Consider the following 26,100-nt stretch of genomic DNA (forward strand, 5'->3'; position numbering starts at 1 on the left):
CTCACTCCCAGCGGAACAGTTTCGCCGCGCCGGCGCCGGCCACCACGGCGATCACCGCCATTATCCCCAGGTGCAACGGCTGCGGCGGAGTGCCGGTCCAGGCGTCGAGGAGCGCCTGCACCCCGGGCGGCGTGTAGTCGCCGATCCGCGCCACGACGTCCGGGAGCAGGAACCGGGGAAGGTAGACCCCGCCGAAGAACATGGTTATCAGGAACAGCGGCACGGCCAGGGCCTGTGCGGCCCTCGTCGTGCGAGCCACGGCGGCGACCAGCAGGCCGAGCGAGAGCAGGGCGGCCGTGCCGAGGATGAACGCCAGCGTGAAGCCGAGCGGGTGCCGGGGAAACGGCACCCCGAACGCGAGCCGGGCGACCAGGATGAGCAGCAGCGCGCTGGCCAGGATCCCGGCCAGGGCAAGCACCAGTTGGGCGGCGAGCAGCGCCGCCGGATGCGCCGGGGTGGTCGCCAGCCGGCGCAGCACGCCTCGTTCCCGGTAGGTGGCCAGCACGGCCGGCAGGATGTTCACCCCCACCATGGCGAGGGTGACCACCAGCAGCGACGGGGCGAAGTAGCTGACGAAGGTCTGCCCGTCGAAGGTCGGATCCGGCTTGCGCAGCGAGGGAACCAGCCCGAGCACCACCAGGATCACTGTGGGCAGCCCGACGGTGAGGAGCAGCGTCGGCAGGTCCCGCAGGTAGAGCCGCGCCTCGATTCTCAGGATGTTGCGGAAGGCGTGCATGCTGGCTCCTCTCAGTTGGCGGGCCGGTGCCCGGTCAGCTCGACGAAGGCGTCGTCGAGGGTGGACTGTTCCAGCCGCAGGTCCGCGGCGACGATCTGGTGACGGGCGAGCACCGAGGTGACGGCGTGCAGCAGCTCACCGGTGCCGGTCACCACCACCTGGCTGCCGGTGCGCTGCACGGCGGAGACCTCGGGCAGGTCGGTGAGGAGCCGGTCGTCGACCGGAGCCGAGGGCCGGAACCGGATCCGCTGCTCCGGAGCCACCGTCGACACCAGGCCCGCCGGGCTGTCCAGGGCGACCACCCGACCCCGGTCGATCACCGCGACCCGGTCGCAGAGCCGCTCGGCCTCCTCCATGAAGTGGGTGACCAGCACGATCGTCACCCCGCTGTCGCGGACCTGTTCGATCAGGCCCCAGGTGTCCCGACGAGCCTGCGGGTCGAGCCCGGTGGTCAGCTCGTCGAGGATGGCGATCTCCGGGTTGCCCACCAGGGCCAGCGCGATGGAGAGCCGCTGCTTCTGACCGCCGGAGAGCTTCTTGTACGCGGTGTTCCGCTTGTCGCCGAGGCCCAGCTTGTCGATCAGCTCGGCCGGGTCGGCCGGGTTGCGGTAGAACGAGGCGTACAACTCCAGTGCCTCGGCCACCCGCAACCGATCCGGCAGTTGACTCTCCTGGAGTTGCACCCCGACCCGCTGGCGTAGCTGGGCCGAGTCCCGGCGGGGGTCGAGCCCGAGGACCGACACCCCGCCCCCGTAGGGGACACGCAGCCCGGCGACACACTCCACTGTGGTGGTCTTGCCAGCGCCGTTCGGACCGAGGACGCCAAAGATCTCGCCCGCCTCCACGGCGAGCGACACGTCGTCCACCGCCACCAGGCCGCCGTACCGCTTCTTCAGGTGGGTCACCTCGATAACCGGCATCGTGCCGCCTTCCGCCGCCGCTGACTTCGTACCCCTCAAGGGTTGTCGGGGTGACCCGGCGGCGAATCGACCGGTCAGCGACGAACCTCGGCGTCCCCGGTGGATCACTGCCGTCCGTCAACCGGTTGATGTGTACGCGGTGAGTCGCTGCTAGCGCTCCGCCCGGCGGATCCGATCACGGCTGGCTAGGCTGCTCGATCGTGGATGCCAGCAGAATCGCCAGCCCGGTGACCGGGGTCGTCGGACGCTTCCTCGCCGGGGCGGGGCTGCTCCTGCGCGGGTTGGGCCTCTACGCCCGCAGCCCGGGGCTGGTGCTGCTCGGCATCGTGCCGGCGCTGATCTCCGGCGCACTCTTCCTCGCCGCGCTCGCCACGCTGGTGTACTTCGTGGACGACCTCGCCGCGCTGGTCACCCCGTTCGCCGACGACTGGTCGAGCACCGGCCGCAGCCTGGTCCGGGTGATCGCCGGGCTGGCCTTCCTGGGGCTCGGCGGCCTGCTCGGCGTGCTCACCTTCACCGCTGTCACCCTGGTCATCGGAGACCCCTTCTACGAGAAGATCTCCGAGCAGGTCGAGCAGCGGTACGGCGGCACGCCGGGCGCGGTGGACGTGCCGTTCTGGTCGTCGCTGCGCCGCAGCCTCGCCGACTCGGTACGCCTGGTGGCGCTCACGGCGCTGGTCGGCATCCCGCTCTTCGTCGCCGGCTTCATCCCGGTGGTCGGCCAGACTGTCGTCCCGGTCATCGGGGCGGCCGTGGGCGGGTGGTTCCTCGCCGTGGAGCTGGTCGGTGCGCCGTTCTACCGACGCGGGATGCGGCTGCCGCAGCGCCGCACGATCCTGAAGGCCGACCGGCCCACCGCGCTCGGCTTCGGGGTGGCCGTCTTCCTCTGCTTCCTGATTCCGCTCGGCGCCGTGCTGATCATGCCGGCCGCGGTCGCCGGTGCCACGCTGCTGGCCCGGCGATCGCTCGGCCAGTCGATCGAGAAGGACTGACATGGAGATCACCCCGATCGAGGGGGACATCACCACCCAGCGGGTCGACGCCATCGTGAACGCCGCGAACTCGTCCCTGCTCGGCGGCGGTGGGGTCGACGGTGCGATCCACCGGCGCGGCGGCCCAGCGATCCTGGCCGAATGCCGGGCGCTGCGGGCGTCCCGCTACGGCAAGGGCCTGCCCACCGGCCAGGCGGTGGCGACCACCGCCGGGGAGCTGTCGGCGCGCTGGGTGATCCACACCGTCGGGCCGGTCTGGTCGGCCACCGACGACAGGTCGGCGCTGCTGCGCGACTGCTACGCCAACAGCCTCCGGGTAGCCGACGACCTGGGCGCGATGACTGTGGCCTTCCCGCTGATCTCCGCCGGCATCTACGGCTGGCCGGTCGACGACGCGGTCGGCCAGGCGCTGGCGGTGCTGCGCTCGGCCACCCCGGCCACCGTCACCGAGGCCCGCCTGGTGCTCTTCGGCGCCGACACCCACGCCACAGCCCATCGGGTCTTCGAGAAGCTATCCTCGCCTTGATCACTTTATGCTGAGTAGTTCACCTCACCCCCGCGCTGCCTCGTCGATCACGGAGTCGTGGTGGGTGACAAAGTGCACTTGTTGCACCAAAGCAGGCACCACAACTCCATGATCGACGAGGTTGAGCCGCACCCTTTCGCGATCTTGCACTTTCTGTCGCGACAAAGAGGCCACTCTGCACATTGCGGCGACAGAAACTACAAGATCGGCGCAGGTGGGGAGATCGCTAACGCAACGGTGTTGGTGAGTAGCGTGGTTACGGCTGCTCGGGGAAGTCCGCGATGAAGGCACGCCAGGCTGCCGGGCCGAAGGTCAGGGTCCCGCCATCACGGGCCTTGGAATCCCGGACCAGCACGACGCCGGACAGGTTGTCAGCGACCTCGACACAGTTGCCGCCGTTCGTCCCGGACTTCGTTGACTTGCGCCAACGGGCGTCGGTCATGTCCATGTCTTCGCCGCTTCCTTGATCAGATCTAGAGAGGGTCGGCGGGGGAGTGCGTCTCGCAGGACGGCCTCCCACGTCTTTTGGAGCGTAGCAATCTCGCCCGCGCCGCTGACGGTCTGCGATCGCACCTGATAGTCCGTATGCCCAACGATTGTCTCGTCGGGCATTGTGGCAAGGATGAACCCGCCTTGAAGGCCAGGGTAGAGCCCCGCATCATCCGGCACTACATGAATTTGTACGTGCGGCAGCCCGGCGACGGCTGCGAGGTGTTCGAGCTGCTCACGTATCAGCGTGCGGTCGTCGTTCACGGTCCGTCGGAGCACTGCGGCGTCAAGCACGATCACCACGTGCGGCGGGTCCTCGCGATTGAGTACCGCCTGCCGGTCCATCCGCGACCGAACCCGCCGCCTGATTTGTTCAACGGTGAGAAGCCCACCGGCTTGAAGCGTCGCTCGTGCATATGTCTCGGTCTGCAGAAGCCCCGGCACGAAGGCCGGCTCGTACCACCTCAGGGCCTTCGCCTGCTCCTCGAAGTTGATCCACTCCCGCAGCCATACAGGAGCCATGTCGAGTGCGGCGAGCCGTTCGAGTAGCCGCACGAAGATCCCGCCCGTCTTCAGGGCCTTATCGATGGCTGCTACGTAGTCGCTGGTGGGCGGGCGGGTGCCGGTCTCTACGGCGCTGACATGAGTGCCGGAGTAGCTGATGAACCTGCCGAATTCGTCTTGGTTCATTCCCCGGGCGGTCCGCGCATGGCGCAGCTCGTCGAGCAGGATTTCGGCCGCCGTAATGCTCACGTTCCCCAACCCTCCCCCAACATGCAAACCCGGCCCCTCGTGGGTCCTCGCCAGCGGCAACGCATCCCGCCGAGGCCGCTCCATCAGGGCCCATTCGCTATCGAGGTTAGGCGGTCACCGAGAAGAGTTCCATGAACAGGACCGCTTCCGGAGAACTGGCCGGGACGGTCCCCTCTGGATCTACGAGTAGGGGGATCCCTTGCCCAACAACGAGCCCGAATCTGCGCAGGAGGTGAAGTCGGGCGACGTGTTGCATCTGACCAGCGCGGCGAGTGTGCAGTTCCTCCGACCGATCTTCGTCCGCGTGATCCGGCTCCCCGACTGGGTGACGTATGACGGCTGGCTGTGGATTGAGGGCTACGAGTTAGGCCCAAAAGGTGAGGCCGTCGTACGGCGGTCGCTGTTCGTGCAGACGGCCGGGCTGATCTGGCAGGACCCTCCGGCACCGGCCGTCCGGCCGACGGCCCGTCGGCAGGTGCGCCGAGGATCGGTGCGGGTCGGATGAACGCCCGCCCTCGACCGCACCTGCCGATGCGCCCCGCGTGGCTGTGTCGCAACTGCGCTGCGCCTTGGCCCTGCGGTCCAGGCCAACTCGACCTCATTGCCGAATTCTACGGTCATTCGATCGCTCTGGCGTTCTACCTGGCCTCGTCGATGCAAGAGGCCGTCGACGACATGTACGGCCTGGGCGGTCGCCCGGATCCCGCCGTGATGCACACCCGCTTCCTCGGGTGGCTATCCCTGGCTCGACGACCGCGCCGGTCAGGGTGATTCATGATCAGGTCAGGTCGGCCAGGCAGGACCACTCGGCTGCCACCGGGCGATAGCCCAGCCGGGTGTTGATCGCGAGCATCGGCCCGTTCGACTCGTCGTTCGAGGTGTACGCGACGCGCACGCCGTTCGCGGCGGCCCGGTGCAGCGCCACCGTCTTGGCCAGCCGGGCCAGCCCTCGGCCGCGGTACGCCGGGAGGCTGCCGGTGTAGTCCGACCACATCCGGTCGCCGTCCCGCTTCACCAGGCTGAACGCGGCCACCTCACCGTCGACCTCGACGGCGGTGCTGGCCTCCTTGTCCAGGCCCAGGTTGTCCCAGACGTCGTACAGCCAGCTCTCGTAGCTGATCGAGTCGACAGGTACGTCGCTCGGCTCGTCCAGCGCCGCTGCCACGTCCGCCGCATAGAGCCGGCGCGGGGCCAGTTCCGTGATCGGGAGCAGCCGTACGCCCGGCGGCGGGTCGGGCAGCGCGGGTGCCGGGTTCAGGTCGAGCGCCGAGAAGCGCAGCTCACGACTGGGCTCGTAGCCGTGCCGACGGGCGAACGGCAGCGCGTCCGGCTGGGCGAAGGCGCGGAGCCGGCGGACCCCCAGCGGGGCGAGGTGGTCGGTCGCGGCCGTCAGCAGGGCGCTGCCGATGCCGCGCCGCCGGTGCTCCGGGTGGACGTGTAGCAGCGAGATGTCACCGAAGTCCGGTGTGGAGGTCGAGCCGGTGCACTCGGCCGACACCCAGCCGACCACCTGGGTGTCGACCTCGGCCACGAAGGCGGTCCACCCCTCCTCAGGTGGCGGTTCGGCGAGCATCTTCCGGGTCGACTCGACGCCGCGCACCTGGTACGGGTAGACGATCGTCCGCAGCGCCACCACGCCTGGAGCGTCGTCCGGTTTGGCCACACGGATGCGCATGTCAGCCCTCCATCCGTACGGCCGCGACGGCGTCGACCTCGACGAGTTGGTCGGTGTAGCCGAGCACGGCCACCCCGAGCAGGGTGCTGGGCGGGTCGTGGTCGCCGAAGAAGTCGCGCACCACCTCCCAGACGGTCACCAGGTCAGCCTGTTGCGACGACGCCACGTAGACAGTGGTCTTGACGACGTCGGTCATGCGCGCGCCGGCCGCGTCGAGGGCGGTCTCCAGGTTCGTCATCACCTGCCGGGCCTGTGCGGCGTGATCGCCCGGCGCGACAGTGCGCCCCTCGGCGTCCAGCGGGCACGCCCCGGCGGTGAACACCAACCGGGCAGGTGCGTCGACGGTGGCCGCGTACGCGTACTCGGCTGCGTCGGAGAGGGCGGGGACGTGCAGCAGCGAGACGGGATCCGGCATGTCGGCGAGGCTAACCAGGATCGCCCGCCCGAGCGACGCAATAAATTGCCCGGCGCGGTCAGGCGGAGGCGCGGCGGATCAGCTCGGTGGGGAGCATGATCGCCTGCTCGATGCTCTCCCCGGCGGCCAACCGGAGCAGTTGGCGGGTCATCCGGCGGCCGAGTTCCACGATCGGCTGCCGGACGGTGGTCAGCGGCGGCTCGGTGTAGGCGGCGGTCTCGATGTCGTCGAAGCCGACCACCGCCACGTCGTCGGGCACCCGCCGACCAGCCTCGCGCAGCGTCCGCAGGGCGGCGTGCGCCATCAGGTCGGAGGCGGCGAAGACGCCGTCGAGGTCGGGATGCTCGGCGAGCAGCCGGCGCATCGCCGCCGACCCGGATTCCCGGGTGAAGTCACCGATGGCGATCAGCTCGGGCAGCCCCGCGTCGGCGACCGTGCTGCGGTAGCCGCTGAGCCGTTCGATCCCGGCGACCATGTCCTGTGGCCCGGCGATGGTCGCGATCCGTCGGCGACCGCTGTCGATCATGTGGCGGACGGCTGCGGTCACCCCGCCCACGTGGTCGACGTCGACGTACGGGACGGGCACGTCGCCGAGCGGGCGACCACTGACCACCACCGGGATGCCGAGTCGGGCCAGTGTGCCGGGCAGTGGGTCGGCGCCGTGCAGCGACGCGAAGAGCACACCGTCGACGTGCCGGCCGGTGGTGTACCGCTCGACCCGATGGTGCCCGGCCGGCGAGCCGGCGAGCATCAGCACCAACTGCTTGTCGGCCGCCTCCAACTCCTGGCTGACGCCCCGGATGATGCCGGGGAAGACCTGGTCGTCGGAGAAGACCCGGGTGGCCGCCTCCGGCATGACCAGGGCGATCGAGTCGGTGCGCTGGGTGACCAGGCTGCGGGCCGCCAGGTTGGGGACGTACCCCAACTCGGCGACCGCCCGGGTGACCGCCTCGCGGATCGGTTCGGCGACGGTGGTGGAGCCGTTGACCACCCGGGAAACGGTGGCGCGGGACACCCCGGCCCGCGCTGCCACCGCTTCGAGCGTCGGCCGCTGCGCCGTCGTCATCGCGCTTTCCCCCCGCTCGTCACAGCCCGTTCCGGGAGATCACCTCCTGGTACCACCGGGCGCTGGCCTTCGGTGTGCGCCGCTGGGTCAGGTAGTCGACGTGCACGATCCCGAACCGCTTGCGGTAACCCTCCGCCCACTCGAAGTTGTCCAGGAATGACCATACGAGATAACCGCGCAGGTCCACGCCCCGGGAGATCGCTTCGTGCGCCGCACGGAGGTGCCCGTCGAGGTAGGCGATGCGATCGGCGTCGATCACCTGCGCCGGACCGTCGGGCGAGTCGGCGCCGGCCTTGTCGGGGAACGCCGCGCCGTTCTCGGTGATCAGCAGCGGCACACCGGGGTAGTCGGCGGCGATCCGCTCCAGCAGCCGGGTGAGCCCGGCCGGTTCGATCATCCAACCCATGTCGGTGAGCGGACCGGCCGGCGGCAGGAAGTGCACAGCGCCCTCGGTGCCCGGGTACGCCCCGTTGCCGGCGCCGTCGGGCCGACCGGCCACGTAACTCGGGGCGTAGTAGTTGATGCCGAGCAGGTCGATCGGGGCGGCGATCACCTTCTCGTCGCCGTCGCGGATGAACGTCGGCTCGACGATCCGGGCCACGTGCTCGCGGACGTCGTCCGGGTAGCCGCCGGCCAGCAGCGGGTCGAGGAAGATCCGGTTGTGCAGGCCGTCGACCAGGCGGACCGCTGCGGCGTCGGCCGCGCTCTGCGGGTCGGCCGGGCGTACGTCGGCCGGGTTGACGGTGATGCCCACGCTGCGCGCGCCGGCTGCCCGCAACGCCCGCGCCGCCAGGCCGTGCCCCAACAGCAGGTGGTGTACGGCGGTGAAGGCCGCCGCCGGATTTTGCTCGCCCGGTGCGTGCAGCCCGTTGGCGTAACCGAGGTAGGCCGAGCACCACGGTTCGTTGAGCGTGGTCCACACGTCGATCCGGTCGCCGAGGCGGGCGTACACCGCCGTGGCGTAGGTGGCGAAGTGCTCGGCGGTGTCCCGGTTGGTCCAGCCACCCCGGTCACCGAGGGCCTGCGGCAGGTCCCAGTGGTAGAGGGTGACGATCGGGTCGATTCCCCGATCGAGCAGCGCGTCGGTGAGCCGGTCGTAGAAGTCCAGCCCACGGGGGTTCGCGGGGCCGGTGCCGTCGGGCTGGATCCGCGGCCAGGCGACCGAGAACCGGTACGCCCGCAGGCCCAGCTCGGCCATCAGCGCCACGTCGTCGGCGTACCGGTGGTAGTGGTCGCAGGCGACGTCGCCGGTGTGGCCCCGGTACACCTTGCCCGGCGTACGGCTGAAGGTGTCCCAGATGGACGGACCGCGACCGTCGTCGCGGGCCGCGCCCTCGATCTGGTACGCGGCGGTGGCCGCTCCCCAGAGGAAGTGCTCAGGAAAACGGGATGCGTTGGCACCACCGCTTCGCGGCGTCGCCGACGCTTCGCTGCTGTGCCTGTTGGTTCGCTCGCTCCGCTCGTTCACGCCTTGACCGCACCTTCCATGATTCCGCCGATGATCTGCCGGCCGAACACCACGAAGACCAGTAGCAGGGGCAGCGTCGCGATGGCCGTTCCGGTGAACACCTGCGACATGTCCTGGTAATACCCGTCCGACAGTGCTCGTAGGGACAGTTGCACCGTCGGATTCGCCGGATCGTTCAATACAGCGTACGGCCAGAGGAAGTCGTTCCAGGTGGTCATGAAGGTGAGCAGACCGAGGACTGCGGCGGCGGGACGCAGGGCGGGCAGCACGACGTGCCACCAGATGCGGGCGGTGCCACAGCCGTCCATCCGGGCTGCCTCGATCAGCTCGTCGCTGACCGCCTGGCCGGCGTACTGCCGCATCATGAACACCCCGAACCCGGTGACCAGCACCGGGACGATGACCGCTGGCAGCCGGTCGTTCCAGTGCAGCTTGGTCATGAGCAGGTAGAGCGGGATCACGCCGAGCTGAGTCGGCACCATCATGGTCGCGATGATGACGAGCAGCAGGGCGTTGCGGCCATGGAATCTGAGCTTGGCGAAGGCGAACCCGGCCAGGCTGGAGAAGAACACCACGGAGACGGTCACCGTGGTCGCGACGACAGCTGAATTGATCAGGCCGGTCAGGAAGTACGCGTCGGTGTTGTCGAACAGGCGGGCGATGTTGGCGCCCAGGTTGCCGCCGGGGGTGACCGGGGGTGGCAGTTGGCCCATCGCGTCGTTGCTGCGGCTGGCGACGACGAACATCCACCAGATCGGGAAGACCGACAGGCCGGCGGCGATGACCAGGGCGAGGTAGGTGAGCGGGCTGGCCCGCCAGAGTCGGCTCATCGCGCCGCTCCCTTCTGCGGTCGGTCCCCGCCGCCGAGGCGGCGCAGGAGCAGCACGTTGACCGCCGCGACGATCGCGATGAGCGCGAAGAGCAGCCAGGCCACGGCCGAGCCGTACCCGAAGTTGTAGTGCGGGGCGAACGCGTTCTCGAACATGTACATGGTCAGCGTCTGCGACTCGCGCAGCGGCCCACCGCGGATCGGGTTGGTGCCGGAGTGGAACATCCGGGGCTCGGTGAAGAGTTGCAGGCCGCCAATGGTGGCGATGATGGCGCAGAAGATGATCGTCGGTTTGAGCAGCGGCACGGTGACCGACCAGAACTGTCGGGCCCGGTTGGCGCCGTCGATCGCCGCCGCCTCGTACAGGTCGCGGGGGATGGCCTGCATCGCGGCCAGCAGGATCAGCGCGTTGTAGCCGGTCCACCGCCAGTCGACCATGGCGGAGATGGCCACCCAGGAGGCGAACCGGTTGGACTTCCACTCGATCGCGTCCAGCCCGACCAGGTCGAGCGCCCAGTTGATCATGCCGAACTCGCGGCCGAAGAGCACCCCGAACACGATCGCCACCGCGGCGGTGGACGTGACGTTGGGGACGAGCACCGCCATCCGCCAACCGGTGCGCCCCCGCAGGCCGCGGTTGAGCAGGTTCGCCAGCCACAGCGCGGCGAGCAACTGCGGGACGGTCGAGATGACGAAGATCCCCAGCGTGTTGACCAGCGCGTGCCAGAAGTCGGCGTCGGCCAGCAGCCGGGTGTAGTTCTCCGCTCCGACGAAGGGGTGATCGGCCCCGAGCAGGTCCCAGTCGTGCAGCGAGACCCAGAAGGTGTACGCCAGCGGGTACGCCCCGAAGATGCCGAAGATCAGAAAGAACGGGGCGATGTAGAGGTACGGCGAGAACCGGGTGTCGAGCCGGCTGAGCCGGCCTGGCGAACGCTGGGGTGCCGGTACGACCGGCGGTCGGACGTCGAGCTGGACGGTCATGCCCGGGAACTCCTTTCCGCCGTGCGGGCGGGACTCCGGTCGTCGGAGTCCGCCCGCACGCTGGTTGGGCTACTTGGCGGCGGCCTTCTTCGCGTTGGTCACCGCGTCGGTCCAGCCCTGCGCGGGGCTGCGCTGTCCCAGCTCCACGGTTCGTACCGCGTTCTCCACCTCGGTCCGTACGGCCTGGTTCTTCGGGCCCATGTAGACCGGCTTGAGGCTCTTCGCGCCGGTGCCGAAGATGGCGCCGACCGGCGCCCCCGAGAAGTACGCGTTGGTCGCGCCGGTGATCGCCGGGTCGTCGAGCGCCTGCGGCGAGGAGGGCAGCGGACCCTTGGCCTTGAACGCCCCGATCTGCCCCTTGGCGCTGGTCAGGAACTTGGCCAGCTTGATCGCCTCGGCCTGGTGCTTGCTCTGCTTCGGCACGGCGAGGTGCGATCCACCCCAGTTGCCGCCGTTGCCGGGGACCTGGGCGATGTCCCACTTGCCCTGGGCGCCCGTGCCGGCGTTGGCCTCGATGACGCCGGTCATCCAGGCGGGGCAGGCGATGGTGGCGAACTTCGACTGCTTGAAGGCGGAGACCCACTCTTCCGACCAGGAGCCGTACTTTCCGGAGAGCCCTGAGTCGATCATGTCCATTGTAATGTCGTAGGCCTGTCGCACTGCCGGGTTGCTGTCGACGACCAGCTTCTCGCTGGTGTCGTAGTAGCTGTAGCCGCTGCTGTTGCCGGCGGTCTGCAGCAGGATGGTGTTGAAGGTGTTGGTCGCCCCGTCGAGGAACGACGCGCCGGTCTTCGCCGCGGTGAACTTCTCGCCGGTGGCGATGTAGTCCGGCCAGGTGGGCCAGAGCTTCGAGACCGCCTCCCGCTCGGTGGGCAGGCCGGCCTTCTGGAAGAGGTCCTTGCGGTAGCACATGGCGATCCCGCCGACGTCGGTACCGAGGCCGATGAGCTGCTTGCCGTCGGCGGTCAGGCCGGCGTTCCACTTCCACTCCAGGAAGTTGCCCTTGAGGTCGGCGGCGCCGTGGTCCAGCAGGTTGACGAAGTTCGCCGGATTGGCCTTGTACTCCACCAGCAGACCCTCCTCAATGGCCACCACGTCGCCGGCGCCTCGGCCGGCGGCGAGCCACTGGGTCAGCTTCGGTGAGTACTCGTCGAGGTTGGTGCCGGTGCCGCGCTCGACGACCTTCACGCCGGGGTTCGCGGTCATGTACTCCTGGTAGAGCTGCTCGTAGCCGAACTGGCCGAAGACGTCGACGGTCAGAGTGACCGGTCCGTCGCCCGGCTCGTCGCCGCCGCCGCAGCCAGCGGTGACGAGTAGGGCGGTGGCGGCGGCGAGGGCCACCGCGGCGAGGCGGCGGCGCGGGAAGACAGCCATGGATTTCGACCTCTCTCAAGGCGGGCGGGTGATGGCAGATGGCTAAGAGAGCGCTCTCACGACAGGGTGGTGGGTCGCCAACCCGCTGTCAAGAGAGCGCTCTCTCAGCGTTGTGGTCCCGTGATGGACGGTCGCCCGGGCACAGGGGGCCGGTGCGCGGTGGACCCCCGGACGCCGACAAGGGCGCCACCCCCGCCGGGATGACGCCCTCGTTCGTGGTGGGTCGGTCAGCCGGTGCGCAGACCGTTCAACAGGGTGCGGTCACCGACGACGTCCAGCGTCTCGAAGCTCACCCGACCCCAGAGCGCCAGCAGCAGGTCGCTCGCGGTGCCGCTGACCTGGGCGCGGGCATGGTGATCGTCGTGGTCGAAAATGGTCGCGGTGTCGAGCAGCGCCACCCCCTCGCCGCGCAACCGCAGATACCACTCCTGGGCCGCGTCGGTCGCGCAGAGCTGCACCACCCCGTGCCAGTCGCCCGGCACCTGCCGCCGGCCCGCCGGCAGCCAGGTGTCCAGCACCTCACTCACGCCGTCGGCCGCGAGCTTGGCCTCCACGGGGTCACCAGCGGCGATGGCGAGCTGGGCGTCCCAGCGGTGCACGGCCGTCTCGTGCGCCATCCGACGCGGCCAGAAACCGGCCTTCTTCGGCTGCGGGGCCCAGTTCCACGTCGGCGCCTCCGGGTCGAGCCCGTCAAAGAGGGTCATCACCCGGTCGTAACCCTGCTGCCACAGCTGGAGCGCGTTCACGCCCGGGTCGGCCTCGATCTTCTCCCGCCGAGGCGGTTGGCTGGTCTGGCCGGAACCGGCGAACGACGAAACCCAGTGGTAGATGCCGGTCATGTGCAGTGTGAGGTCGTTGACCGTCCAGCCCGGACAGGACAGCACCGGTGTCTCCGGCGGTGCCTCGGCCACCGCTGCCGCGAAAGCCGGACCCTCCGTCCGGAGCGCCCCGATCCAGAAATCCTTGCTGCCCTGCAGTCTGCTCATCGCCATCCTCCCGGGGGTGCCGGGCGACCAGTGGGTGCCACGGCTACTTGTCAGCCTAAGGTGAAGGGCGTGCCAGACGCCTCCGCCCAGCCGACAACCGACGCCGATCGTGCCATCCCCGGTCCACTCGCCGGCTACACCACCCTCCGAACGGGTGGGCCGGCCGAGCGGATCGTGGCCGCGGGCAGTGCCGACGAGCTCGTCCAGGCGGTGCGCGCCGCGGCAGAGCCGGTCCTGATCCTGGCCGGGGGCAGCAACGTGGTGATCGGCGACACCGGCTTCCGCGGCACCGTCGTGCTGGTGCGCTCCCGTGGCGTGCGGGTCATCGCCGAGGACGCCACCTCGGTCACCGTACGGGTCGACGCCGGCGAGCCGTGGGACGACCTCGTCGCCGCCACTGTCGCCAACGGCTGGGCCGGGCTGGAGTGCCTCTCCGGCATCCCCGGCTCGACCGGCGCCACCCCGATCCAGAACGTCGGCGCGTACGGCCAGGAGGTCGCCGAGACGATCACCGGCGTCGAGGTGTACGACCGGGTCGAGGGCACCCGTCAGGTCATCCCCGCCGCCGACTGCGGCTTCGCCTACCGGGGCAGCATCTTCAAGTACGTGGACCGCTGGGTGGTGCTCTCGGTCGACTTCCGGCTCACCAGGTCTCCGCTCTCCGGGCCGGTGCGCTACGCGGAACTGGCGCGAGCCCTCGGTGTCGAGGTGGGCGACCAGGTGCCGCTGGCGGACGCCCGAGCGGTCGTGCTGCGGCTGCGGGCGGGCAAGGGGATGGTGCTGGACGCCAACGACCCCGACACTCGCTCGGTCGGCTCCTTCTTCACCAACCCCGTGCTCGACCGGGCGACGTACGAACAGCTCCTGGAACGCTCCGCCGAGCTGGGCGACCCGCCCGCCTGGCCGGGGGCGGACGGCCTGGTCAAGGTGAGCGCCGCCTGGCTGATCGACAAGGCCGGCTTCGCCAAGGGCCACCCCGGCGAGGGTGGGGTGGCCATCTCCAGCAAGCACACCCTTGCCCTGACCAACCGCAGCGGCACCGCCCACACCGGCGACCTGCTCACCCTGGCCCGCACCATCCGCGACCAGGTCCACGCCCGTTTCGGCGTAACCCTGCACCCCGAGCCAGTCCTCATCAACTGCACCCTCTAAACCCCCACCCACCCCTCCCCGCGCCCGCACCCCGCCCAACCTTGTCGATCATGGAGTTGTGGTGGGGGGCATTTGCTTCTGTCGGGGCTAAAGCGCCCACCACGACTCCATGATCGACGCCGACGTGGGGGGACGGCGCGCAGTGGAGCGGTGGGGTGGGGTGGGGTGCGGGTTAGGGGAGGGGCCAGGGGAGCGTTAGTTCGCCCTGGCGCCAGCGGGTGGGGTTGTCGAGGATGGGCCAGCCCGTTTCGCGGAGGCGGGTCACGGCGCGCAGCCAGCGTTGGCGGGGGCCGAAGGTGGCGTACGGGGCGGCGGCCTGCCAGGCGTCGTCCAGGGCGCGGATCAGCGCGTGCACCGGCTCACCGGGAACGTTGCGGTGAATCAGCGCCTTGGGTAGCCGCTCGGCCAACTCGGCGGGGCTGCCCAGCGTGGTGAGCTTCGCGGCCAGGGTCAGTGTCCGGGGGCCGTCGGCGTCGATCAGCAGCCAACTGGCGAGCCGCCCCAACTCGTCACACGTGCCCTCGACGAGCACTCCGCCGGGGGCGAGCGCGGCGGTCATCGTCTGCCAGGCCGCGGCCACTTCGCTCTCGTCGTACTGTCGCAGCACGTTGAACGCGCGGACCAGCACCGGCCGGAGCCCGGCCAACTCGAACCCACCCCGGGCGAATGTCAGCCCGGGTGGGTCGGCGGCCGGTGCCGCGGCCGCCACCCGGGCCGCGTCGATCTCCAACCCGACCAGCCGTACGTCCGGACGGACCCCGGCCGCCAGCCGAGCGCGCAACTCCACAGCGGTCACCGGGGTGGCGCCGTAGCCGAGGTCGACCACCAAAGGGTCGTCCGCCGCCAACAGCCGGTCGGCGCAGGTGGCGACGATCCAGTTGTCCACCCGACGGAGCCGGTTCGGGTTCGTCGTGCCGCGCGTGACCGCGCCGACCGGCCGGCGCCGCGCCGCAGGGCTCATGTCGACCTCAGGCCAATCTTCGTTCGCGACTGCGGGGCTCGCAAACCCGGCTCACTCCTCGCGCTTCACTGCGTGGTCTTCGTTTGCGACTGCGGGGCTCGCAAACCCGGCTCACTCCTCGCGCTTCACTGGCCGACTCGGTGCACCTTGTGCTGGGCCGCCTGTGCCCGTGGCCGGACCACCAGTCGGTCGATGTTGACGTGCTCGGGGCGGGTGGCGCACCAGGCGATGCAGTCGGCGACGTCCTCGGCGACCAGCGGCCCGGGCACCCCGGCGTAGACGGCGGCCGCCCGTGCCGCGTCGCCCTCGAAGCGGACCAGCCCGAACTCGTCGGTCTTCACCATGCCCGGGTCGATCTCGATGACCCGCAGGGGCCGGCCACACAGCTCCAGGCGCAGCGTGCCGGCGATGGCGGTCTGCGCGTGCTTTGCTGCGGTGTAGCCGCCTCCGCCCTCGTACGGGGTCAGGCCCGCGGTGGAGGAGACCACCACGATGGTGCCGGAACCGGAGGCATCCAGCGCCGGCAGCAGCGCCTGGGTGACCCGCAGGGTGCCGAGCACGTTCACGTCGTACATCCACTGCCAGTCGGCGACCGAGCCGGACTCCACCGGGTCCAGCCCGCGCGCTCCGCCGGCGTTGTTGACCAGCAGGGTGACCGGCCCGGGCGCCTGGGCGGCGGCCTCGGCCAGCCCGGCCACCGACTCGTCCGAGGTGATGTCGCAGGTCACCGCGGTGGCCTGTCCGCCGGCGGCGGTGATCTCGGCGACCAGGTCGGCGAGCCGTTCGGCGCGGCGGGCGGCGGCGAGCACGTGGAAGCCCTCGGCGGCGAGCCGGCGGGCGGTGGCAGCGCCGATTCCGCTGGACGCTCCGGTGACGATGGCGACTGAGGTCATTCCGACATTGTCACAGCGGGCGTACGACACGCCCCGACCGGGCGTACGGCAGCCATTGACGGGTGTTCGGTGATGAGGTCCGTCACCCCGAGGGGCCGCGCCGGGGAATTTCCGAAGCCCGATGGGGAAGATGAGATCCGGCGTACAGGTTGACCGAGAAGCGCCGGTCGTGCGAGACGGCATCAACCGTGAAGAAGGAGCGGATGTGGCGGAAATGCACACCGGTGTCGGGCGTCAGCGAGGTGCCCGACCGTGGCCCCGTCCTCGCCGCATCGCCACCCTGTCGGTTCACACCTCACCCCTGCACCAGCCCGGCACGGGTGATGCCGGCGGAATGAACGTCTACATCCTCGAAGTCGCCCGGCGTCTCGCCGAGGCCAACGTGGAGGTGGAAATCTTCACCCGGGCCACCTCCGGTGATCTCCCCCCGGTGGTCGAGATGGCGCCCGGCGTGCAGGTCCGACACATCACCTCCGGCCCCCTGGAAGGTCTCACCAAGGAGGAGCTGCCCGGTCAGCTCTGCGCCTTCACGGCCGGGGTGCTGCGGGCCGAGGCGTCCCGCCCGCCCGGCCACTACGACCTGATCCACTCCCACTACTGGCTCTCCGGCCAGGTCGGTTGGCTGGCCAAGGAGCGCTGGGGGGTGCCGCTGGTGCACACCGCGCACACCCTCGCGAAGGTCAAGAACGCGCAACTCGCGGCCGGTGACCGGCCGGAGCCCAAGGCCCGCGTCATCGGCGAGGAGCAGGTCGTCGCCGAGGCGGACCGGCTGGTCGCCAACACCCGGGTCGAGGCCAGCGACCTGCTCGACCGGTACGACGCCGACCCGACCCGGGTGTCCGTCGTGCAGCCAGGTGTCGACCTGGCCCGGTTCCGGCCCGCGCCGGGCGACCGGTCCGCGGCCGCCCGCCAGGCCCGTCGCCGGCTGGGGCTCCCCGTCGACGGGTACGTGGTTGCCTTCGTCGGTCGGATCCAGCCGCTCAAGGCCCCCGACGTGCTGATCCGGGCGATCGCCGCGTTGCGGGAGCGCGACCCGGCGCTGGCCGACCAGGTGACAGTGGTGATCTGTGGTGGGCCCAGCGGCAGTGGGCTGGACCGACCGACCGCCCTGATCGAGTTGGCCGCCAAGCTCGGGGTCACCGACGGGGTGCGGTTCCTGCCACCGCTCACCGGGGACGACCTCCCGGCCCTCTACCGGGCGGCGGACCTGGTCGCGGTGCCGTCGCACAACGAATCGTTCGGGCTGGTCGCCCTGGAGGCGCAGGCCTGCGGTACGCCGGTGCTGGCCGCCGCCGTCGGAGGGCTGGTCACCGCGGTACGGGACCAGGTCAGTGGCGTACTGATCAACGGGCACGACCCGGTCGACTGGGCCCGTGCGATGGGAAGCCTGTTGCCGAACCGGGCCCTCCGGTCGGTGCTCGCCCGAGGTGCGGAGCAGCACGCCCGGCACTTCTCCTGGGAACGTACGGTCGCCGGTCTGCTCAGGGTCTACGGCGAGGCGATCGCCGGGCAGCGTGCCCGGCTCGCGGCCGACCTGGCGTGTGACCCGGCGCTCTCCTGCTCCTGGTGACCGCGGGCGTCGGTCGCCACCCGGTGGGCGAGCCCTGTCGGTCGTAGAGTGGGTCCGGTGAGCCCGAAGAGCGATCTTGCGACCCTGATCGAGTCGGTCTGCGCCGAGCGGGACCTGGCCTGGGAGTCGACCGGCCCCGGCTCGTATGCGGTGACGCTGCCGGGCACCCACAAGCTCAAGACGATCTGCAATCTGATCGTCGGCGAGCACGCGCTGCGGGTCGAGGCGTTCGTGATGCGCCAGCCGGACGAGCGCCGCGAGGAGTTGTGGGCCTGGCTGTTGCAGCGCAACGCCCGGATGTACGGCGTCTCCTTCTCCACAGACGCGGTCGGCGACGTGTACCTCACCGGTCGGGTCAACCCGGCCGGCGTGGACGCCGACGAGTTGGACCGACTGTTCGGCGCTGTGCTCACGTACGCCGACGAGTCGTTCGACACGATGTTGGAGATCGGCTTCGGCAGTTCGATCCGCCGCGAGTACGAGTGGCGGGTGAAGCGGGGCGAGTCGACCGCCAACCTGGCCGCCTTCGCCCACCTCTTCGAGCCCTCCGGCGCCGGCCCCGACCCAACCTGACCCACCCCCACCCCGCCCTCGCCCTCGCACCCCCGCCCTCGGCCTCGCACCCCGCCGATCATGGAGTTGTGGTGGGTGACAAAGTTCCTGCATCGCACCAAACCAGGCACCACAACTCCATGATCGACAGGGTGCGGCCGCGATCTTGCACTTACTGTCCCGGCACAGGGGGCGTTCCACGCTTTTCGGCGACCGAAAACGCAAGATCGGCGCGGGCCAGCACGTCATGGCGAGCTGACTGTGGTTCGGACTGCTCCTGACGGGTATGCCGCACCGCGCGGTGCGGCAAGGGACCCCCGCGCGCCGATGACGGAGTGCCAAGGAGCGGAGCGTCCCATGGCTCAGCGGAACAGCTCAGGTCGCGGCGCGACTGCGACCAGGACGAAGCGACAGGCCGGCAACCAGACGCCGGGTACGCCCGGAGTCTCCGAGTCGGAGATTTCCCGGATGCGGGTGGACGACATCCGCGGGCAACTGCGCAAACGCGGGGTCTCCGGGATCTCCGCATTGCGCAAGCCCGAGCTGGTGAAACAGCTGGTGCGCTCGATGCGGGCCGGCGCGGGTCGGAGCAGCACCGGCCCGTCGGGCCGGGCCACCGGCACGCGGGCGTCGGCGGGTCGTGCCGCCGCCACCAGGAAGTCGGCGGCCAGGCCGGCGTCGAGCCGCGCGAAGGCCGCGCCGGCGAACAAGAGCGCGCCCGCCAAGCGGGCCGCCGCCACGAAGGCGACCGCCGGGCGGAAGTCGACGGCGGCGGCGAAGAGGGCGCCGGCGAAGAAGGCGACCACCGCGAAGAGGACCACAGCGGCGACGTCGACGGCCGCCCGCAAGACCACTGCTGCGAGCAGGACCACCGCCGCCCGGAAGACCGCCGCGGCCCGTAAGACAGCGACGGCGCGTACGGCGCCCGCGCGCAAGGCGCCGCCGAAGAAGGCGCCGGCACGACCGGCGGCGAAGCGCACGGCGCCGGCCAGGAGTACGGCAGCGAAGCGCACGACTGCCAAGCGCACGACTGCCAAGCGCACGACTGCCAAGCGCACGGCGCCGGCCAAGAGCGCGGCAGCGAAGCGCACGGCACCGGCCAAGAGCACGGCACCGGCCAAGAGCACGGCACCGGCCAAGAGCACGGCACCGGCCAAGGACACGGCACCGGCCAAGAGCACGGCGGCCAGGCGCACGCTGACGCCGTCGACCGGTGGCGGGACGGCGGCCGGCGGGATCCGGACCGGACGGGGTACGGGTCGGTCGGTCCGCAGCTCGCAGGTGATCTCGTCGATCATGGATCGGCCGGAGCGGCCGGGGCGGAGTTTGATCACGGCGAACCACGAGGTGATCCAGCGCTGGGCCCGGGAACGCGGGGCGAAGCCGGCGACCATCGCCGGCACCGAGCGGGACGGTCGGGCGGGTGTGTTGACCTTCAACATTCCCGGATACCGGGAAAGTAGCCGGATTCGCGAGATCACCTGGGATGAGTGGTTTTACACGTTTGACCTGCGCCGGCTGAACCTGATTTATCAGGAACAGTTGCGCAACGGACGGCAGAGCAGCTTCTTCCGGACCGAGTCACCCGATCGGGAAGACGGTTGAGGTGTTTGCGGGAATGGCCGACGGGTAGACGCCTGTTGCCAACGGACGAGGCCGGAGCAGCGGATACTCGCCAGTTGTGACCGGCGAGACAGCCGTTCTGGGTTGAATCCAGAATCCGGGCGAACTAGCTTTATTGCACCGCGCCACGTTTGGAAACGTTCGGGGGAGCGGCGGATCGATCAGATCCGCGCACCAGACGAGGCGCGAGGGGACGGGTGGATTAACCGTTGGGGGACGGTTCCCACCTGTTTGGACCGGCGGCGTGAGCGGGCGATGCTTACGGGGGTGAGTGTTGCCCGCCGCCGCCGGCCCCACCGGCGGGCGCCCACCACGACCTCAGGGACGTGGTGGGCGCTTTGCGTCGGTTATCCGGTCGGTACGCGGTCTGCGGGGGTTGTCGGCTCCTGGTCGACCACCCGGCGCAGCGCGGCAACGTGCCGCTCCCGGCGTGGTCCGGCGAGCAGGTGCCCGAGCGCGGCCAGCAGACCCAGCCCGCCCACGATCAGCCAGTGCCGGTCGCCGAGGTGCTGGAGGCTCACCCCGCCGAGGGTGGGCGCGACGAACGCCGCGGCTGGGAACGTCAGGTAGAAGACCGACTGGTAGCGCGCTCGTAGCTGCGGTGGCGCCAGATCCGCGTTGATCTGCGCGTTGGGCGGGGCGGCGAGCATCGAGCCGACCGTCCAGACCACTGCGGCACCCAGGTAGACGGTCAGTTCGTCGGCGATGGCGAGCGCCCCGAAACCGAGCGCGAGCAGCGCCGTGGAGGCGGCCAGCACGACGTCCTTGCGGTGCCGGTCGATCAGCCGGGGCACGAACAGTTGCCCGACCACGATCAGCGCGCCGCCGAGCGCCACCACCAGCCCGTACGACGATGGGCCCAGGCCGTCCGCGCGCATGGCCAGCGGCATGATGGTCGACGTCTGCATGGTGAGTACGGCCAGCACGAAGGTGAGCCCGACGAAGACCAGGAAGGTGCGGTCGGTGAGTGCGGTGTGCAGTCCCGGCCGGCGGGTCCGGATGGAGCTCGGTGCCGCGCCTGTGGTGGGTGGTGGGCCGGCCGCTGGCCGGGTCAGCCGCAGCGTTTCGGGCACCTTCCAGGCGATCACGGCGGCGGCGGTCAGTGTGGCGCCCGCGTCGACCAGGAACAGTGCGGTGAAGCTCGCCTCGGCCAGGACCCCGGCGAGCAGCGAGGCGACCGCCATGCCCAGGTTGAACGCCCAGAACTGAAGGTTGAACGCCCGTGAGCGGCGCTCGGCGGGCACCACGTCGACGATCGCCGCCACGAACGCCGGGCTGGGCATCGAGTGGACCACGCCGATCAGCGCGGAGAGCACCGCGATCAGCAGCAGGGGTCGTGTGAAGGCGAGCGTCACCATCAGGCCGACGGTGGTCAGATGCGCGGCGAGCAGTGTCGCCCGGCGGCCCCACCGGTCGGCGAGCACCCCGCCGAGCAGCACTCCGGCCGCCCCGCCGGCCCCGTACGCGCCGACCACGGTGCCGGCCAGTCCTTCGCTCGCGCCGCGTACGTCGGTGAGGTAGAGCGAGAGGAACAGCATGGCGAACGCGCCGGCCCGGTTGATCAGCAGGCCGGCCCAGAGGTACCAGAAGGTGGCGGGGAGTCCGCCTGCGGTGTCGTGCCACCAGCGCCGCAGGGCGTGCACCCGACCTCCCGACAGTTCAGGTTGTTAACTGTTTCCGCTGCACAGTAGAAAATCCGGCACCGTAGCGCCAGTTGTCACGCCTCGGCGGGCTGCGGCGTGCGGGAGGCGGTGGCCGGCACCAGTGCCTCGCCGGAGCGGCGCAGCGCGGCCGCTCGCCGTTCGCGGGCGGGGCCCGACACCAGGTGGGCCACCGCGGTCAGGAGGCCGAGCGCGGCGCACCCGTACCAGAGCGTGTCATTGCCGGCGTGCTCGCGCACCAGGCCACCGAGGATCGGCGCGCTGGCCCCGGCGATCTGCCACGAGAGGGAGAAGACTCCCTGGTAGCGACCGCGCAGCTCGCCCGGGGACAGCTCGGCGATCAGCGTGGAGTTGGAGGGCGAGTTGAGCATCTCGCCGACCGTCCAGATCAGCACTGTCAGCCCGTAGAACCAGGGGGTGCCGGCGAACGCGGTCAGCCCGAACCCCACGCCCATCACCACGGATGCCAGCGCGAGCACGTGCGAGCGGCTCCGCCCCCGGATCAGTCGGGGCACGAAGAGCTGGCCGACCACGATGAGGACGCCGTTGAGCGCGATCACCGAGCCGTAGGTGGCCGGGCTCAGACCGTCGTCGCCCATCGCGATCGGCAGCATCGAGATGTGCTGGAGGAACACCAGCGCGGCGAACAGGTTGAGTGCCACGAAGCCGAGGTAGACCCGGTCGTTGAGGATCGTGCGCAGCGCGCCGCGCGGAGCCGCTGCTGCCGTGGCGGTGTTGGCGGGGCCGGCCTGTCGGGTCTCCGGCACCTTGCTGAAGATGATCAGCGCGGTGATCAGCATGGTGGCCGCGTCCACCACGAACAGCAGCAGGTAGTCGGCCTGTGCGGCGAGGCCGGCGAGGACGGCTGCGCAGGCGAAGCCCAGGTTGATCGCCCAGTAGTTGAGCGAGAAGGCGCGCAGCCGGTCCTTCGCCGGCACCACGTCGATCATCATCGCCCCGAACGCGGGACGGGCCGCCTCGGCGAACATGCCGAGCAGGAGCGCGCCCAACGCCACCGCCCAGAGATCCCGGGCCAGCCCGAGCCCGAGCATCATGGCCGCCGCGCCCACGTGGGCGGTGAGCAGCGTCGGCCGCCGGCCCCACCGGTCCGCCAGGGTGCCGCCGGCGGTCGTGCCGAACGCCCCTCCGACGCCCCAGAGGCCGATCACCAGGCCGGCCTGCGAGGCCGAGAAGTCACGTTCCTGAGTCAGGTAGATGGCGAGGAAGACGAGGACGAACGAGCCGAGTCGGTTGATCAGAGTGCCTGACCACAGGTACCAGAAGGTGGTCGGTAGGCCGCCGGTGGTGTCCCGGAACCAACTCCGCATCGTCCGCATATGGCGCCCCGCTTGCAAGTAATGACCGATGTGTCTGGCGTGCCTTACAACCCTAGTGGCGGCCGGATCCGCTGGTCATCAGCTTTTTCACGTGGTGGTCGTCACGACGGCTGCCCGCGTGTCCGCCCGGCGGTTGAGGCAGGATGATCCGCATGACTGCGAGCGAAGGGCCCACCGTCGGGACGCTGGTCCTCCTGCGACACGGTGAGAGCGACTGGAATGCCAAGAACCTCTTCACCGGCTGGGTGGACGTCGACCTGACCGAGAAGGGCGAGGGCGAGGCGCGGCGCGGCGGCGAGTTGATGCGCGAGCACAGCCTGCTGCCGGACGTCGTGCACACCAGCGTGATGCGCCGTGCGATCCGCACCGCCGAGCTGGCGCTCAACGCCGCCGACCGGCACTGGATCGCCGTGCGCCGGTCGTGGCGGCTCAACGAGCGCCACTACGGCGCCCTGCAGGGCAAGGACAAGAAGCAGACCCTCGACGAGTACGGCGAGGAGCAGTTCATGCTCTGGCGCCGGTCGTACGACACGCCACCGCCGCCGATCGACGACAACGACGAGTGGTCGCAGGTGGGTGACTCGCGCTACGCGCTGCTGCCGACCGAGCTGATGCCGCGCACCGAGTGCCTCAAGGACGTCGTCCACCGGATGCTGCCCTACTGGTACGACTCGATCGTGCCGGACATCCTGGCCGGCCGGACGGTGCTGGTGGCCGCGCACGGCAACTCGCTGCGCGCCCTCGTCAAGCACCTCGACCAGATCTCCGACGAGGCGATCGCCAAGCTGAACATCCCGACGGGCATCCCGCTGCGCTACGACCTCGACCCGCAGCTGCGCCCGCTCACCCTGGGCGGCACCTACCTCGACCCGTCCGCTGCGAAGGCAGCCGCCGCGGCGGTGGCCAACCAGGGGCGCTGAGCGACCAGCAAAGGGGCCCCTCGGCATCGCGGAGAGCGATGCCGAGGGGCCCCTTCCCGTCGGGTCAGTTGCTGCTGGGCGCGCTCTCCCCGGTGATCAGGTAGATCACGTGCTCCCCGGCGTTGACAGCGTGGTCGGCGAAGCGCTCGTAGAAGCGGCCCAGCAGGGTGGCGTCGATCGCCGTCTCCACCCCGTACGGCCAGTCGTCGCCGAGCAGCACCGCGAACAGGTTCTTGTGCAGCTCGTCCATGGCGTCGTCGTCGCGGTCCAGTTCGCCGGCGAGGTCGGCGTCGGGCTTCGCCAGCACCGAACCGATCTTCACGGCCATCCGGTCGGCGATCTCGGACATCTCGGTGAAGACCGTCCGCAGCTCGGCCGGGACGGCGGGGGAGGGGTGCCGGCGCAGCGCGGTCTTCGCCACGTGCTCGGCGAGGTCGCCCATCCGCTCCAGATCAGCGGCCACGTGCAGCGCGGTGATCATCGCCCGGAGGTCGGAGGCGACCGGCGCCTGTCGGGCGAGCAGGTCACAGACCCGCTCCTCGACGTGCCGGTAGAGGTCGTCGATCTCGGCGTCCCGCTCGATGACCGTCTCGGCGGCCTGCCGGTCGGCGGTGAGCAGGGCCCGGGTGGCCTGGCGCATGGCGGCGCGGACGCCCTCCGCCATGTCCACCAGCAGTTGGCTGACGATCTGGAGGTCGGCCCGGAACTCGTCGCGCATCATCACGTCCTGTGGTCGGTCGCCGCCGACGGGTGCCGGCGCAGGGGGTTGAGCAGGTGCGACGCCAACGGTAGGGCGCGTGGACGGATCCCGGATGAACCACGGTGAACGACGCCAGACGTGGGGGTGAACACTTCCGTAAGTGAGGGTAGTTCGTCCCGTTCTGTGTGGTAGCCAGGTTAACAATGACCCTACGATCGCCGGGTGGAGTGGGCGGTGGCGGTCGTGGTGGCCCTGGCGTTGGTGGCCGGGATGGCCGCCGGTCTGCTGCTGCCCCGGTTCCTGTCGAGGCGGGCCGGTCACTCCACGTCGACGGGGAGCGTCAGCTTCCGCTGGAGCAGGGGGAGGCCCGCGATCGCCGACGAGCAGCAGGCCGGGCTCGGCCGACGGACGATCGATTCACTCCGGGCCGGTGTCGTGGTTCTGGACGACGACGACGTTCCCGTTTTGATCAACCCGGCCGCCCGCGCGATGGGACTGCTGCGTACCGGCAGCACCCCCGGCTCGATCGCCGCGCACCCGCTGATCCGTACCCTTGCCGGCCAGGTGCGACGCACCGGCGTGCGCCGCGAGATCGAGCTGGACCTGCCCCGAGGTCGCGACAGCGCGGGGGAGAACCCGCTCGGCGTGCACCTGCGGGCGATGGGTCTCGGCAACGGCTTCATCGCTGTCGAGGCGGTCGACGTGACCGAGTCGCACCGGCTTGCCCGGGTACGACGCGACTTCGTGGCCAACGTGAGCCACGAGCTGAAGACCCCGATCGGGGCCCTGCAACTGCTCGCCGAGGCGTTGCTGGACGCGACCGAGCCGGCCGACGCCGCAGCGCCCGACCTCTCCGAGGACCTGGTGGCCGCCCGCCGGTTCGCCGAACGGATCCAACACGAGTCGACCCGGCTGGGTCGGCTGGTGCAGGAGTTGCTGGAGCTGACCCGGTTGCAGGGTGCTGAGCCGCAGCCGCCACCGGAGCCGGTCGCGCTGGACTGGGTGATCGCCGAGGTGGTCGACCGGACGCGCACCACGGCCTCCGCCCGGGGTGTCGCGGTGACAGTGGACGGGGCGCGTGGTCTCACCGCGTACGGCAGCGACTCTCAACTCGCCACGGCGGTGGCGAACCTGGTGGAGAACGCCATCAACTACTCGGGCGAGGACACCACGGTGCGGGTGACCCTCCGCGGCGACGACGAGCACGTCGAGGTCGCCGTCGCTGACCAGGGCATCGGTATCGCCCCCACCGACGTCGACCGGATCTTCGAGCGGTTCTACCGGGCTGACCAGGCCCGCTCGCGTGCCACCGGCGGCACCGGGCTCGGTCTGGCGATCGTGAAACACATTGCGAGCAACCATGGCGGACGGGTCGAGGTGTCGAGCACTCTTGGTGGTGGATCGACGTTCACCCTCCGGCTGCCCGCCAGTCCACCGGATGACCTCCTGGCGACACTGCCGCCGGTTGGGATCGAGTCCGGTCCGACTGGGCTACGGCAGGTCTGACAGCAAATGGAAAGG

Annotated in this window: 25 protein-coding genes and 2 pseudogenes; 10 read left to right on the plus strand and 17 right to left on the minus strand. The window is 70.3% G+C overall.

Annotation, left to right across the window (positions count from 1 at the left end):
- Position 1 precedes the first annotated feature (1 nt).
- Positions 2-736 carry an ABC transporter permease gene (locus ABZS40_RS01510; RefSeq protein WP_354940571.1) on the minus strand — a complete coding sequence of 245 codons (735 nt, stop codon included), beginning with the start codon at positions 734-736 and terminating at the stop codon, positions 2-4.
- A gap of 11 nt (positions 737-747) precedes the next feature.
- A complete protein-coding gene (locus ABZS40_RS01515) occupies positions 748-1,656 on the minus strand; it encodes an ABC transporter ATP-binding protein (RefSeq protein WP_354940573.1) in 909 nt (302 codons plus the stop codon).
- A 200-nt stretch (positions 1,657-1,856) separates the two neighbouring features.
- On the opposite strand from ABZS40_RS01515, the gene ABZS40_RS01520 reads away from it, so the two are divergent.
- A complete protein-coding gene (locus tag ABZS40_RS01520) occupies positions 1,857-2,648 on the plus strand; it encodes an EI24 domain-containing protein (RefSeq protein ID WP_354940576.1) in 792 nt (263 codons plus the stop codon).
- Position 2,649: 1 nt separating this feature from the next.
- Positions 2,650-3,174 (plus strand): O-acetyl-ADP-ribose deacetylase, encoded by a 525-nt coding sequence (locus ABZS40_RS01525; RefSeq protein WP_354940579.1) that lies wholly within the window; start codon positions 2,650-2,652, stop codon positions 3,172-3,174.
- Positions 3,175-3,430: 256 nt separating this feature from the next.
- Here the strand turns inward: ABZS40_RS01525 and ABZS40_RS01530 are convergent, their stop codons facing one another.
- A complete protein-coding gene (locus tag ABZS40_RS01530; protein ID WP_354940582.1) occupies positions 3,431-3,622 on the minus strand; it encodes a DUF397 domain-containing protein in 192 nt (63 codons plus the stop codon).
- Positions 3,613-4,416 carry a helix-turn-helix transcriptional regulator gene (locus tag ABZS40_RS01535; RefSeq protein WP_354940585.1) on the minus strand — a complete coding sequence of 268 codons (804 nt, stop codon included), beginning with the start codon at positions 4,414-4,416 and terminating at the stop codon, positions 3,613-3,615. The genes ABZS40_RS01530 and ABZS40_RS01535 overlap by 10 nt, the downstream gene beginning before the upstream one ends.
- Positions 4,417-4,615: 199 nt before the next feature.
- Here ABZS40_RS01535 and ABZS40_RS01540 point away from each other — a divergent pair, with 199 nt between their 5' ends.
- Positions 4,616-4,921, plus strand: a complete 306-nt coding sequence (locus ABZS40_RS01540; RefSeq protein WP_354940588.1) for a hypothetical protein — start codon at positions 4,616-4,618, stop codon at positions 4,919-4,921.
- A gap of 273 nt (positions 4,922-5,194) precedes the next feature.
- On the opposite strand, the gene ABZS40_RS01545 is transcribed toward ABZS40_RS01540, so the two are convergent.
- From ABZS40_RS01545 to ABZS40_RS01580, 8 genes are all read right to left on the minus strand, one after another.
- Entirely contained in the window at positions 5,195-6,091 is an 897-nt protein-coding gene (locus ABZS40_RS01545; protein WP_354940591.1) for a GNAT family N-acetyltransferase, read from the minus strand.
- Position 6,092: 1 nt separating this feature from the next.
- On the minus strand, positions 6,093-6,506 hold the full coding sequence (locus ABZS40_RS01550; RefSeq protein ID WP_354940594.1) for a RidA family protein: 414 nt from the start codon (positions 6,504-6,506) through the stop codon (positions 6,093-6,095).
- A gap of 58 nt (positions 6,507-6,564) precedes the next feature.
- Positions 6,565-7,572 (minus strand): LacI family DNA-binding transcriptional regulator, encoded by a 1,008-nt coding sequence (locus ABZS40_RS01555; RefSeq protein ID WP_354940597.1) that lies wholly within the window; start codon positions 7,570-7,572, stop codon positions 6,565-6,567.
- A 19-nt stretch (positions 7,573-7,591) separates the two neighbouring features.
- Positions 7,592-9,040 (minus strand): GH1 family beta-glucosidase, encoded by a 1,449-nt coding sequence (locus tag ABZS40_RS01560; RefSeq protein WP_354940600.1) that lies wholly within the window; start codon positions 9,038-9,040, stop codon positions 7,592-7,594.
- On the minus strand, positions 9,037-9,870 hold the full coding sequence (locus tag ABZS40_RS01565; RefSeq protein ID WP_354940603.1) for a carbohydrate ABC transporter permease: 834 nt from the start codon (positions 9,868-9,870) through the stop codon (positions 9,037-9,039). The genes ABZS40_RS01560 and ABZS40_RS01565 overlap by 4 nt, the downstream gene beginning before the upstream one ends.
- On the minus strand, positions 9,867-10,850 hold the full coding sequence (locus ABZS40_RS01570; RefSeq protein ID WP_354940606.1) for a sugar ABC transporter permease: 984 nt from the start codon (positions 10,848-10,850) through the stop codon (positions 9,867-9,869). The genes ABZS40_RS01565 and ABZS40_RS01570 overlap by 4 nt, the downstream gene beginning before the upstream one ends.
- A 69-nt stretch (positions 10,851-10,919) precedes the next feature.
- Positions 10,920-12,224, minus strand: a complete 1,305-nt coding sequence (locus ABZS40_RS01575) for an extracellular solute-binding protein (protein ID WP_354940609.1) — start codon at positions 12,222-12,224, stop codon at positions 10,920-10,922.
- A 227-nt stretch (positions 12,225-12,451) separates the two neighbouring features.
- Positions 12,452-13,210, minus strand: a complete 759-nt coding sequence (locus tag ABZS40_RS01580; RefSeq protein WP_354940612.1) for a maleylpyruvate isomerase family mycothiol-dependent enzyme — start codon at positions 13,208-13,210, stop codon at positions 12,452-12,454.
- A 69-nt stretch (positions 13,211-13,279) separates the two neighbouring features.
- Here ABZS40_RS01580 and ABZS40_RS01585 point away from each other — a divergent pair, with 69 nt between their 5' ends.
- Entirely contained in the window at positions 13,280-14,362 is a 1,083-nt protein-coding gene (locus tag ABZS40_RS01585) for a UDP-N-acetylmuramate dehydrogenase (RefSeq protein ID WP_354940615.1), read from the plus strand.
- Between the two features lie 172 nt (positions 14,363-14,534).
- Here ABZS40_RS01585 and ABZS40_RS01590 read toward each other — a convergent pair whose 3' ends face one another.
- Entirely contained in the window at positions 14,535-15,323 is a 789-nt protein-coding gene (locus ABZS40_RS01590) for a class I SAM-dependent methyltransferase (RefSeq protein ID WP_354940618.1), read from the minus strand.
- Between the two features lie 125 nt (positions 15,324-15,448).
- Entirely contained in the window at positions 15,449-16,216 is a 768-nt protein-coding gene (locus ABZS40_RS01595; RefSeq protein ID WP_354940621.1) for an SDR family oxidoreductase, read from the minus strand.
- A gap of 205 nt (positions 16,217-16,421) precedes the next feature.
- Here ABZS40_RS01595 and mshA point away from each other — a divergent pair, with 205 nt between their 5' ends.
- The 4 genes and pseudogenes from mshA to ABZS40_RS01615 form a co-directional block, all read left to right on the plus strand.
- Positions 16,422-17,786 (plus strand): D-inositol-3-phosphate glycosyltransferase, encoded by a 1,365-nt coding sequence (mshA, locus tag ABZS40_RS01600; protein WP_354940624.1) that lies wholly within the window; start codon positions 16,422-16,424, stop codon positions 17,784-17,786.
- Between the two features lie 57 nt (positions 17,787-17,843).
- Entirely contained in the window at positions 17,844-18,359 is a 516-nt protein-coding gene (locus tag ABZS40_RS01605; RefSeq protein ID WP_266304348.1) for a YbjN domain-containing protein, read from the plus strand.
- Between the two features lie 336 nt (positions 18,360-18,695).
- A pseudogene (locus tag ABZS40_RS01610) lies at positions 18,696-18,998 on the plus strand (hypothetical protein); the annotation flags it as partial.
- A gap of 576 nt (positions 18,999-19,574) precedes the next feature.
- Positions 19,575-19,943, plus strand: a pseudogene (locus ABZS40_RS01615) (hypothetical protein); the annotation flags it as partial.
- A 365-nt stretch (positions 19,944-20,308) separates the two neighbouring features.
- On the opposite strand, the gene ABZS40_RS01620 reads toward ABZS40_RS01615, so the two are convergent.
- Both ABZS40_RS01620 and ABZS40_RS01625 read right to left on the minus strand, forming a co-directional pair.
- Positions 20,309-21,604, minus strand: a complete 1,296-nt coding sequence (locus tag ABZS40_RS01620) for an MFS transporter (protein WP_354940627.1) — start codon at positions 21,602-21,604, stop codon at positions 20,309-20,311.
- Positions 21,605-21,678: 74 nt separating this feature from the next.
- Positions 21,679-22,959: an MFS transporter gene (locus ABZS40_RS01625; protein ID WP_354940630.1), complete on the minus strand. Its 1,281-nt coding sequence runs from the start codon at positions 22,957-22,959 to the stop codon at positions 21,679-21,681.
- Between the two features lie 152 nt (positions 22,960-23,111).
- Here ABZS40_RS01625 and ABZS40_RS01630 point away from each other — a divergent pair, with 152 nt between their 5' ends.
- Entirely contained in the window at positions 23,112-23,879 is a 768-nt protein-coding gene (locus tag ABZS40_RS01630) for a phosphoglyceromutase (protein ID WP_354940633.1), read from the plus strand.
- Positions 23,880-23,943: 64 nt separating this feature from the next.
- On the opposite strand, the gene phoU is transcribed toward ABZS40_RS01630, so the two are convergent.
- On the minus strand, positions 23,944-24,597 hold the full coding sequence (gene phoU, locus ABZS40_RS01635; RefSeq protein WP_091403559.1) for a phosphate signaling complex protein PhoU: 654 nt from the start codon (positions 24,595-24,597) through the stop codon (positions 23,944-23,946).
- A 204-nt stretch (positions 24,598-24,801) separates the two neighbouring features.
- Between phoU and ABZS40_RS01640 the strand changes: the two genes are divergently transcribed.
- The gene (locus ABZS40_RS01640) at positions 24,802-26,085 is read left to right on the plus strand and encodes an ATP-binding protein (protein ID WP_354940637.1); all 1,284 of its coding nucleotides are present in this window, start codon (positions 24,802-24,804) and stop codon (positions 26,083-26,085) included.
- Positions 26,086-26,100 lie beyond the last annotated feature (15 nt).

This window comes from Micromonospora sp. NPDC005324, from assembly GCF_040607155.1.
Classification (GTDB): domain Bacteria; phylum Actinomycetota; class Actinomycetes; order Mycobacteriales; family Micromonosporaceae; genus Micromonospora; species Micromonospora trifolii.